Origin of the sequence: Sphingobacterium sp. IITKGP-BTPF85 (genome assembly GCF_001006065.1) — a bacterium.
Lineage (GTDB): Bacteria > Bacteroidota > Bacteroidia > Sphingobacteriales > Sphingobacteriaceae > Sphingobacterium > Sphingobacterium anhuiense.
On record NZ_ASZT02000164.1, the window covers coordinates 1 to 10,516 of the forward strand.

The 10,516-nt window shown below is 32.1% G+C and carries 11 protein-coding genes and 2 pseudogenes; 10 read left to right on the forward strand and 3 right to left on the reverse strand.

What is annotated here, in order from left to right:
- Window positions 1-1,041: 1,041 nt before the first annotated feature.
- From L950_RS21870 to L950_RS21880, 3 genes are all read left to right on the forward strand, one after another.
- Window positions 1,042-1,350 carry a hypothetical protein gene (locus L950_RS21870; RefSeq protein ID WP_021190344.1) on the forward strand — a complete coding sequence of 103 codons (309 nt, stop codon included), beginning with the start codon at window positions 1,042-1,044 and terminating at the stop codon, window positions 1,348-1,350.
- Between the two features lie 330 nt (window positions 1,351-1,680).
- Window positions 1,681-1,944, forward strand: coding sequence for a hypothetical protein (locus L950_RS21875; RefSeq protein WP_156169811.1), 264 nt, complete (start codon window positions 1,681-1,683; stop codon window positions 1,942-1,944).
- Window positions 1,929-2,117, forward strand: coding sequence for a hypothetical protein (locus L950_RS21880; protein WP_021190346.1), 189 nt, complete (start codon window positions 1,929-1,931; stop codon window positions 2,115-2,117). Before L950_RS21875 ends, L950_RS21880 begins: the two co-directional genes overlap by 16 nt.
- 95 nt (window positions 2,118-2,212) lie before the next feature.
- On the opposite strand, the gene L950_RS21885 is transcribed toward L950_RS21880, so the two are convergent.
- The 3 genes from L950_RS21885 to pyrE form a co-directional block, all read right to left on the reverse strand.
- Window positions 2,213-3,328: a site-specific integrase gene (locus L950_RS21885; RefSeq protein ID WP_021190347.1), complete on the reverse strand. Its 1,116-nt coding sequence runs from the start codon at window positions 3,326-3,328 to the stop codon at window positions 2,213-2,215.
- A 186-nt stretch (window positions 3,329-3,514) separates the two neighbouring features.
- Window positions 3,515-3,658 carry a hypothetical protein gene (locus tag L950_RS36865; RefSeq protein WP_021190348.1) on the reverse strand — a complete coding sequence of 48 codons (144 nt, stop codon included), beginning with the start codon at window positions 3,656-3,658 and terminating at the stop codon, window positions 3,515-3,517.
- A 272-nt stretch (window positions 3,659-3,930) separates the two neighbouring features.
- Window positions 3,931-4,578 (reverse strand): orotate phosphoribosyltransferase, encoded by a 648-nt coding sequence (gene pyrE / locus L950_RS21895; RefSeq protein ID WP_021190349.1) that lies wholly within the window; start codon window positions 4,576-4,578, stop codon window positions 3,931-3,933.
- Window positions 4,579-4,600: 22 nt separating this feature from the next.
- On the opposite strand from pyrE, the gene L950_RS21900 reads away from it, so the two are divergent.
- The 7 genes and pseudogenes from L950_RS21900 (at window position 4,601) to gap (ending at window position 10,486) form a co-directional block, all read left to right on the forward strand.
- The gene (locus L950_RS21900; RefSeq protein ID WP_231577778.1) at window positions 4,601-5,188 is read left to right on the forward strand and encodes an NUDIX domain-containing protein; all 588 of its coding nucleotides are present in this window, start codon (window positions 4,601-4,603) and stop codon (window positions 5,186-5,188) included.
- Window positions 5,189-5,239: 51 nt separating this feature from the next.
- A complete protein-coding gene (locus L950_RS21905) occupies window positions 5,240-5,956 on the forward strand; it encodes a 3-ketoacyl-ACP reductase (protein ID WP_021190351.1) in 717 nt (238 codons plus the stop codon).
- A 54-nt stretch (window positions 5,957-6,010) separates the two neighbouring features.
- The gene (locus tag L950_RS21910; protein ID WP_031288490.1) at window positions 6,011-7,075 is read left to right on the forward strand and encodes an NADH:flavin oxidoreductase/NADH oxidase; all 1,065 of its coding nucleotides are present in this window, start codon (window positions 6,011-6,013) and stop codon (window positions 7,073-7,075) included.
- Between the two features lie 6 nt (window positions 7,076-7,081).
- Window positions 7,082-7,471, forward strand: a pseudogene (locus L950_RS37550) (VOC family protein).
- 257 nt (window positions 7,472-7,728) lie between these two features.
- A pseudogene (locus L950_RS21915) lies at window positions 7,729-8,771 on the forward strand (AI-2E family transporter).
- 98 nt (window positions 8,772-8,869) lie between these two features.
- Window positions 8,870-9,478 carry a TlpA family protein disulfide reductase gene (locus L950_RS21920; RefSeq protein ID WP_021190353.1) on the forward strand — a complete coding sequence of 203 codons (609 nt, stop codon included), beginning with the start codon at window positions 8,870-8,872 and terminating at the stop codon, window positions 9,476-9,478.
- Window positions 9,479-9,487: 9 nt separating this feature from the next.
- Complete coding sequence (gap, locus tag L950_RS21925; RefSeq protein WP_021190354.1) at window positions 9,488-10,486, forward strand: type I glyceraldehyde-3-phosphate dehydrogenase; 999 nt, start codon at window positions 9,488-9,490, stop codon at window positions 10,484-10,486.
- The last annotated feature ends 30 nt before the right edge of the window (window positions 10,487-10,516 follow it).

Genomic DNA, 10,516 nt, shown 5'->3' on the forward strand with positions numbered 1-10,516 from the left:
CACTATAGGTAGCACTATAGGTAGCAGTATAGGTAACAGTATAGGTAACAGTATAGGTAGCACTATAGGTAGCAGTATAGGGTAACATTAATAACAATAACAATAGATTTAACAATGAAGATGAAAATAGATATAGAAATAGATTTAGAATTAACAATAACAATGATTTTAACAATAGCTTAAATATGTAATTGAAAAAAATATAGTATAGTTGAATAGAATTTTAAAATATGGTTGGATATAGATATTTAATATTAGATTTAAGATATAAATAAAGTTATACAATCAATTATTATATCAATATAGTATAAATATCAGAATAATATAAAACTACCTCATATCTATTTAAAATAAGTAACAGTAACAAACAATAGAAATTATTATTATCCAACAAATTATTAAGAATAAAATACATACTATATATTCAAAATAGTATAATTAACAAAATATAAGAATTAAATATATTATATATCCAACATAGTATTAATATTAGTTTTAAGATACAAATAAAGCTATGTAATGAATTAATATATAACTATAGTATAAGTATTAGAAATTGACACAAAGTGTCTTAAAACTCTTTATTATAGTTATTACAGTATATACAATAGTAATATAATCTATCCAACAAGTTATTAAGAATATTTTATTCTATTTAAATAAATATATCCAACATAGAAATATAATATATCCAACATAGAATTAAGATTTAAAAATATATAAATAGTTGATATAGATATATTTATTCCAACAAGTTGAAACATAAATATATATGTAAATAAAAATGATGAAGGTTAATAATTAGGAATTTACTTACAAGTCTATGTATGACTATCGTCCAAGGTTACAGTAACAATCAGGTAGAGAGGGTTGCGCCCGACAGGGCAAATAAGCCTGAACTTATAAGCTACAATTAATTATTATATTAAAGTGATATAGATACAACACTTTTTAAAATAAATAGAAAAAACAAATACCTGTCACCTTAAATTAGGTTTTTTTATTCTTGATATATATTAGTCATAATTAAAATATAAAGAAATGATTAAGAATAATATAAAGAAAGAATTTAACAAAGGTGAACTTCAATATATACAAGTAAAAAATGAAGGTAATGTATATATGTATAGTATAATAATTGATGGTAAACAAATAGCTGTTGATGTATTTAAGGGAAAATATAGAAAAGCAAATGATAGATGTGATTATGAAAGATATGTTTATCCAAGTGACACTGATTTTGGGAATACAGCTTTTTCATTTGGTATGTATGCAATTAATAAAGCTGAATTGAAATATCAAGAATTAATTAAACATCAACAAGATAACACACATCAACCTTCAATTTAAGCTAATGCAAAGAGCCTACAATCAATTAATATATGAAAGTGATACTAAGTACTACAAATAAATATAAAGAGCTTAAAAGGCTTTATTTACATCTTAATTGAATTACATAATCATAACATTGAATATAGGTTTTTTCATATACATAATTACATATAACCTTTGATTTAAGACACCCCTTATAATCTACAATCAATTAATATATGAAAGTGATACTAAGTACTACAAATGAATATAAAGAGCTTACAGAGCTTTATTTGAGCTTATAAAATAAATATTGAATAAAACTTGTTAAAAATCTTTTTTGAACTATTTATATATAAAAATATAGATATGAAAAGAACTAAAAAAGAAATATTTATTGATGAATTGCTAAAATATAGTAATGCTAGTGAACTTGAAAGTGCTAAAGAAGAATGGAATGTTATTAATGTAAAAAATAATGATGGTAAATGTATTTGTGGGCAAGCACTTAGTTATTCAATAACAATGGTAAATAAGATAAATGAAAATATCATAACAGTAGGTGGAGATTGTATTAATAAGTTTATTTCCAACAATTTAGGTATAGCTATTATTAAATGTATGGTAAAATAAGAAAAAATAAATATAGCTTATTGAGTGATAATGTACTTAAATATTTGGTGGAAAAAGAGATAATTAATGAAGCTGAAAAAGAAGAATATGTTGAAGATAAAAAGAATTGGAATAGCATTTTAGCAACAAATTCAAAATTTATGTTAAGCTTAATTGATGAAGATGATAGCTAAAGTGTAGGTTATAGTGTAGGCTAAAGTGATAGCTATGTCGGTAACATCTAGGTAATAAAAAAGGGTAACCGTATTAGTTACCCCTTTATTTTTTATTATAAATCTGTAATTTCTAAATTATCTATTTCAGTTATTTTGCCTATGTTTTTGAGATATGTTAGTGTTTGAGCTATATTACTATGACGGTTACATCTTTGTAATTGTGGTAAGCTCCAGCCGTGTTTATCGAGCTTATCTAAATTACCTTTAGCTTTGAAACTGTAAAGCGTATAACCAGTTTTTTCATGCATATCTAATGGAATTAAGATTTTATTTCTGAAATAATCTGATGCATAATTAACACCTATTTTAGTTCTTTTTCCATTTTTAAATGGAAAACTAAAAATAAAATCATCATCATTTAATTCATTTAAATTCATACTATCAATTACTTTTCTTAATGATGGATAGATTGGTAATATTTCCTTTTTACTATTTTTTGCTACTGATGCCTTTACTGTAATTACATTATTATTCAAATCAATATCTTGCTTTTTTAAAAACCGTATTTCTTTAGGACGTAAATGTACAGTATAGATAAAATTGATAAAATTAAAAATTAATGAGTGTTCAGGCTTTTTTAATTCTTCAATTATATTCACAAAATCACCTTCTGAAAATGGGACGTGTCTATCTAGTGTGTCTTTAGTGCTTTTAAGATTTTTGGAGATATTTAAAGGGGATGAAGGTATTATTTTTTCAGCTGTACAGAAATTAAAAAATGTGGTGAATGTTTTTTTTGCCTGCGTTAATGTTGACTGTGCATAATCACCAGCATCTAATTTTTCTTTTAATAGGTCTTCAATATTTTTATTTGTTACGCTTTTAATATTTATATTACTGTATTTGTTTTCAAACACAGATAGGTGTATTTTATAATCTATTAGAGTTTTTGGGGTTACTCTTCTACTTAAGTAAAAATCCTGCAATGCTTCTGAAACAGTAATTAAACCTGATATTTTCAATAATGCTTTTTCTGATTCCACATCCAAAGGGTTCAACCCTTTTTCTAACATTTCCGACCAGTATCTTTTAGTTGTACTTAAATCAGCTTCTTTGACTCTTTTCCGTAGCCTACTCTTAGTACCATCTTCAAAAGTAACAGTAGTATATATAGTATAACCTTTAGCATCCTGTGTACTTTTTATGTCTTTATATTTTTCTACTTTCATAATATCTATGTCTAATTGACACACAAATATAGAATAATATATTTAATTTTAGACACACTGCTGACACACTTGTTTTAAAAAAGACCATTTAAGCATGATTTAGATAGCTTTAAAACTCAAAATGTCTTCCAAATTGGAAGACATTTCTTTATAGACTGAAAATTTATAGGATAAAATAGGGATAGATTATCCTAAAATCTCTTTCAATTTATTCACTTGAAAATCAGCTAATTTTTGAAGAGGTCCTGAAGCGATCATTTTCATCATCATATTCAAGTCAGCTTCAATCGTAAATGTTGCCACTGTTACGTTAGCCGAAACTGTTGACAAAGTCCATTTTAATGTAACATCAAAAGGAGCCTTTTCAGATGGAACTAGTTTTATTTCTTGATCTTCTATCCTTTCGTCTACTTTCAGGCCAACTTAGCCATATTCTGAATTGTAAAACGTGCCTCATCGGCAGTTGACGACCAATTATAAATATTCTCAGGCATCAATTGCTCATGATTATTTAAGTCTTTCAAAAAAGCATAAACCTCCTGAACCGACTTTCAATTGTTACATTGTTCTGAATAGTTGTCATAAAAATTCCTTTTTATAAATTAGACAATTGGTGACCAGGTTGAAGGATTTTTTCTCCAATCTTTTAATAACTCAACATCTTCTTCAAAAATAAAACCATTTTCTGCAGCCACTTGAATGAGTGAATTGTAATCACAAAGACTATGTAAAGTACATTTTGCATCAGCAAAATTCTTTGTTGCTTCATCCAGACCATATGTGAAAATAGACACTAGACCTACCACATTACATCCTGCCTCACGTAAAGCTTTTACCGCAATTAAACTACTTTTACCCGTTGAAACTAAATCTTCAACAACAACAACACGTTGACCGCTAACAATCTCACCTTCAATCATATTTTGACGACCGTGATCTTTAGCACTGCTTCTCACATAAGAAAATGGTAAGCCCAAATCTTGAGCAACTAGTACACCTTGTGGAATACCTGCAGTAGCTACACCAGAAATCATATCCACTGATCCAAATTCTTCTTGAATCAACTTTGAAAGCTTCTGACGAATATACGTACGGATTGCTGGATACGATAAAGTAATACGATTATCACAATAAATTGGAGACTTCCAACCCGATGCCCAAGTAAAAGGGTTTTTAGGTTGCAATTTTATTGCTTTAATTTGCAATAAGGATTCGGCAACTTTTTGTTCAACCTCATTTAAATTATTCATGTCGCAAATTTATAAAATTTATATGAACCAATCTGTGCTAATTTTGGCAGATTTTGTTCCCACGGGTATTAAAAACCCTCAAACTATTGATGTTCAAGATATTGAACTTGAAAAACTTTTTAAATTATCTGAACAAAATGACATTCCTAAATCATTTTTATATATTCATAAAGACTGCGAATTGATTTTCCATAAATTAAAGGAAAAGAATAAAATCATAAAAGCGGCCGGAGGCTTAGTGAAAAATGGCGATGGCGACTATTTATTCATCTTTAGATTAGGCAAATGGGACCTTCCGAAAGGGAAAGTAGAAAGTCATGAAAAGATGAAAGAAGCTGCTGTAAGGGAAGTGGAAGAGGAATGTGGCATAAAAATAGATTACCTCGGAAAGAAAATACAGACATCATACCATACTTATTATTTGAGAAATGGTGATTTTATCCTGAAACAAACCAATTGGTATGAAATGGGTGTTAATAAAATCCCTAAACTCATACCTCAAACTGAAGAGGATATTACCAAAGCGGAATGGTTAGATAAACATAGTCTGAAGCAGGTAAAACAAAATACCTATCCGATCATCGCAAATATTTTAGAGGAAAACTTGTAATTATTAAATTTGATTGACATTAAACTGGACTTGAATCAGTAATTTTAAAACATGGAAAATATAGCTGGGAAAAAAGCACTCGTCACTGGTGGTGCTCGTGGATTAGGAAAAGCAACTGCTATCGCACTAGCGAAAGAAGGTGTTCATGTGGCTATCACAGGTCGTAACGAAGAACTTCTGAAAACTACGGTAAAGGAATTACAGGATATAGGCGTACAAGCTACTTATGAAGTTTTTGATGTTTCAGATTTAGCAGCTGTGCAGGAAGCAATAGCAAAATTGAATGCTTCATTTGGTCAGTTTGACATTATCATCAACAATGCCGGAATTGCAGCCTTTGGATCTTTAGTGGATATGGATGCCGAAACTTGGACAAATATTATTAACACAAACGTATTGGGTAGTTACCACGTAACAAAAGTAGTACTTCCACAGTTGATTGAAAAAAATGAAGGTGACATTATTTTTGTTTCTTCTACCGCAGGCCTGAATGGAGCCGCAACGACTTCTGCTTATAGTGCATCAAAATTTGCTGTAATCGGTATGGCGGATTCGTTAATGCGGGAGGTCCGTAAACATAATATTCGCGTTTGTACGCTAATGCCAAGCACAATTGCTTCGGATATGTCCAAAGATCTCGGATTAACAGATGGAAATCCAGAATCAGTATTGCAACCTGAGGATTTTGCAGAATTGATTATTGCAAACTTAAAATTACCAAGAAGAGCGATGTTAAAATCTGCTTCGCTTTGGTCAACAAATCCATAATATAATTTAAAAGGAGCATCATGCTCCTTTTTTATTTCATTTAAATCATTTTATATGAGCATTCTATTTTCAAGCCTTAGCCTAAAAAACATAAGTTTAAAAAACAGACTAGTCGTTTCTCCGATGTGCCAATATTCGGCTGTAGATGGTTTTGCCAATAACTGGCACCTTGTTCATTTGGGACAGTTTGCAATGGGAGGCGCCGCCGCCATTATTCAGGAAGCAACGGCTGTTTCGCCCGAAGGAAGAATCAGTGCCGGAGATCTAGGGATTTGGAAAGATGAACAAATCGAAAAATTAAAAGAAATAACGACATTCATAAAAGAACAAAATTCAATACCTGGCATACAGTTAGCACATGCTGGACGTAAAGCAAGTTCAGGCAAACCTTGGGAAAATCATTATCAAATTGCACCGGATGCTGAAAACGGATGGCAAACAGTTGCACCTTCTGCTCTGGCATTCAGACCCGAGAAGGACATAGCCCCTCGTGCCATGACCTTAGATGATATCAAAAAAACAATTACTGATTTTCAGCTAGCTACGAAAAGAGCTGTCACCGCTGGCTATGATATTATCGAAATTCATGCCGCTCACGGATATCTAATCCATCAGTTTCTATCTCCCCTATCGAATGATAGAACTGATCAATATGGTGGTTCTCTAGACAACAGAATGCGATTTTTAAAAGAAATCATTGAAGCCGTTCAGCATGAACTTACAACACAATCGTTATGGGTTCGTATTTCTGCGACAGACTGGGCTACTGATGGCTGGGATCTGGAACAGTCTATTACTCTTGCCCAAGAATTGAAACAATTAGGTGTTGAAGTAATTGATGTTTCTACTGGTGGAGCAGTTGCACATCAAAAAATTAGTCCTGCAAAAGATTACCAACTACCTTTTGCTGCGGCAATAAAGAAAGAAACAGATCTTATCACAGCAACTGTTGGGCTTATCAAAGAAGCGTCGCACGCTGAACAAATCTTACAAGATAAAAAAGCAGACATCATCATGATAGCGCGTGCTTTTCTAAAAAATCCACATCTTCCACTCTATTTTGCAGAAACTTTAGGTGATCACATCGAATGGACCAATCAATACGCCCGTGCTAAATAATCTGGTATGAAATTAAATTTACAACAAGTACATCATATTGCTATTATTTGTAGCGATTATGAAAAATCCAAAAGTTTTACACCGAGTTACTCGGATTTACCATTATACAGGAAGTGTATCGTGAAAACAGAAACTCTTACAAGTTAGACTTAGCCTTAAATGGCAATTATATCATTGAGCTATTTTCATTTCCAAATCCTCCCAAACGACCTTCAAGACCTGAGGCCGTAGCTGAGACATCTTGCTTTTGCGGTACAGGACATCTCCAAAGAAGTCCAACTATTACAGCAGTCTGATATTTCAGTAGAGCCCATCCGAATTGATGAACTTACAAATAAAAAATTTACATTTTTTGAAGATCCCGATGGATTACCCATTGAGCTTTATGAAATTTGATTTCAATAGCGCTAGCTGTACTTTAGTCCAACATTTTTTTATTTCATTCCGGAACTTGCTTAGTCCTATTTAATCAATTTCAAGTATAAAATAATTCTTGAAGGTAGCGCAGATATCAATAAATTTGTTTTATATTATGATACAATTAAATAAAACAAATTTATCTTAGTTTAGCTAAAAAATGCTTAGTATTTATTTATTCTGAGGATCCAGCCATGAAGTACAAACAAATAAACAATAACTCCATTAACCAAATCATGTTGATTACGATCATACTTTTGATCTGTATATTAATATTTACAAATTTATCATACTATCTACCGGGCTTTTTAGGAGCAATAACACTTTATATATTATTTAGAAATATTTACCATACCCTCACTGAAAAGAAAAAGTGGGGTAAATCTATTTCAAGTATATTTCTGATCAGTCTGTCTGTGATCTTTATTGTGTTTCCATTATGGGGATTGATTAACTACCTAATTCCCCAGTTAGAACAGCTTATTGTTAATCAAAAAGACCTATTGTCTAAATTTGATTCTGTAAAAGACTATATGCACAATAAGCCTGTATTAAAAAACATAGATTTATCCGATGCCGCAATTCTTAATTCTCTTCAAAAATTAGCAAAATACATACCCAATGTTTTAAATTCTGTTGCGGAAACTGTCGTCAATATCATCGTCGCTTTATTTGTACTTTATTTTATGCAATATTATAGCAAAGAGATGGAATCTACGATTCAGCATGCTATTCCTTTTTCGCAACAAAGTAAAAAGGAACTCTGGAACGAAATAAGCATGATGGTACGTTCAAATGCTATCGGTATTCCAATTCTTGGCATATGTCAGGGCGTTGTTGCCGGTATTGGCTATTGGATTTTGGAGTTGACAGCCCTATTCTACTGGGAATAATAACGGCCGTTTCCACGATTATCCCGGTCTTGGGCACGATGACTGTTTACGTACCTACCGCAATTTATCTGTTAGCTATTGGCTCGACAGGAAATGCCATTGGTCTGGCTTTATATGGATTTATATTAATTGGTGGTATTGACAATGTACTTCGTTTTACGATATTGCGCAAACTTGGCGATGTACCGCCACTGATTACGGTATTTGGCGTATTACTGGGGTTAAATCTTTTTGGTATGCTGGGGCTTATTTTTGGACCATTGATCATCTCATCAGTTCGTGTATTATTAAAAGTATACAACAATGAATATGGAAAGGGAAAACCTGAAATCATAGAATCAACCTCCTTCACAAATTATGACAATGATAATAATATCATTACTTAACATCGTATGATTATACAGTACAGTGTCATTAATCAGCTTTTTTAAGGTTTAAATTCAATATTTTTTATAGTTTTGATAGATAATTGATACCCATTACCATGAATAAAAAATTAATATTAGGCATAACAGGAGTTGTCACAGCGTCCCTGTTATTCTCTTGCAATTCAAATACTAAAACGCAAGAAGCGGCAAAAACAGAAGCACATGATGAGCATGATGGTCACGACCATAGTGGGCATGATCATAGTGCACATACGGAAGCTCCTGCAGCTATGCAAAAAGAAGCTGCAAAAACACTTCCTGACTTCACTTTTTACCAATTAAGATCGGGTATTAAAGTTTCAAAATCAGATGTTTCCAAAGATAAAAACACAGTTTTTATCCTTTTTGATCCAGGATGCAGCCACTGTCAACAAGAAGCAACTGCTTTAGAAAAAAACAGAGATCGCTTGAAAGATGTTAACATCTACTATGTTTCAATGAATGATCCTGCTTTAATATTAGGCTTCTTTGACAATTTCGCTCCAAAATTATCAAAAATGGAGAATGTTGAAGTTTTAGTAGACAAAGGCCAAGAGTTTATTCAAAAAATACATGTTCCTGAGCAATTCCCTGCAAATTATGTTTACGGTGCCGACGGTCAATTAAAAGCACAATGGGAAGGTGATAAAAATATAAATGAAGCTATAGCTGAATTTCATAAATAACAATCAGTTATGCATATTGCAATCAATGGGTTTGGACGTATTGGCCGTAATACACTGCGCAATATTTTCATAAGGGATGCTGAACATCTAGAAGTCATTGCGATCAATGATCTAACAGATACAAAGACATTAGCACATCTATTCAAGTATGACTCTGTTCACGGTCCATTTTCTGGAACGGTTGACTTTGATGACAATCATCTCATCATCAATAACAAGCGTATTTTAGTCACGAATGAAAAGAATCCCGAAAATCTGCCCTGGAATACGCTTGACATTGATGTCGTTGTCGAGTCAACGGGTCATTTTACCAGTAAAGAGAAAGCAAATTTACATTTGATAGCGGGAGCAAAAAAAGTAATCATTTCTGCCCCCTCTTCAGATAAAGATATACCAACAATCGTATTGGGCATTAATGACAAGGATTTTGACTTAAATGTCCCTATCCTTTCTAATGCTTCTTGTACAACGAATAATGTTGCTCCTTTGGTCAAAATTTTAGATGAAAACTGGGGAATCAAAGACGGTTATATTACGACGGTACATTCCATGACAGGTGATCAGAATCTGCATGATGCCCCTCACCGTGATCTTCGCCGCGCACGTGCTGCGTCATCTTCCATTATTCCAACTACAACTGGTGCTGCCAAGGCAATTACCAATGTTTTCACTCATTTAGAGGGTAAACTAGGTGGTGCCGGTATTCGTGTTCCTGTTTTAAACGGTTCGTTAACAGATTTTACCTGTACATTGACACATCAACCAACAGTAGCAGAGATCAATGCAAAATTTAAAGAAGCAGCAGAAGGTGAATTGAAAAATGTACTTTACTATACAGAAGATCCAATTGTATCTGTTGACATCATCAACAATCCATATTCTTGTGTCTTTGATTCAGAACTTACCTCAATTGTAGGAGGTCTGGTAAAAGTTGTTGGCTGGTATGATAATGAGTTTGGATACTCAAATCGACTTGTTGATCTTCTTGATAAAATCAGTAAGCTATAAAAGACGAAATCACATGCTATTCAAGATAAA

Bases quoted from the DNA above. Each gene is read 5' to 3' on its own strand.
- L950_RS21870 (WP_021190344.1), top strand. From the start codon at position 1,042: ATGATTAAGAATAATATAAAGAAAGAATTTAACAAAGGTGAACTTCAA.
- L950_RS21875 (WP_156169811.1), top strand. From the start codon at position 1,681: ATGAAAAGAACTAAAAAAGAAATATTTATTGATGAATTGCTAAAATAT.
- L950_RS21880 (WP_021190346.1), top strand. From the start codon at position 1,929: ATGTATGGTAAAATAAGAAAAAATAAATATAGCTTATTGAGTGATAAT.
- L950_RS21885 (WP_021190347.1), bottom strand. From the start codon at position 3,328: ATGAAAGTAGAAAAATATAAAGACATAAAAAGTACACAGGATGCTAAA.
- pyrE (WP_021190349.1), bottom strand. From the start codon at position 4,578: ATGAATAATTTAAATGAGGTTGAACAAAAAGTTGCCGAATCCTTATTG.
- L950_RS21900 (WP_231577778.1), top strand. From the start codon at position 4,601: ATGAACCAATCTGTGCTAATTTTGGCAGATTTTGTTCCCACGGGTATT.
- L950_RS21905 (WP_021190351.1), top strand. From the start codon at position 5,240: ATGGAAAATATAGCTGGGAAAAAAGCACTCGTCACTGGTGGTGCTCGT.
- L950_RS21910 (WP_031288490.1), top strand. From the start codon at position 6,011: ATGAGCATTCTATTTTCAAGCCTTAGCCTAAAAAACATAAGTTTAAAA.
- L950_RS21920 (WP_021190353.1), top strand. From the start codon at position 8,870: ATGAATAAAAAATTAATATTAGGCATAACAGGAGTTGTCACAGCGTCC.
- gap (WP_021190354.1), top strand. From the start codon at position 9,488: ATGCATATTGCAATCAATGGGTTTGGACGTATTGGCCGTAATACACTG.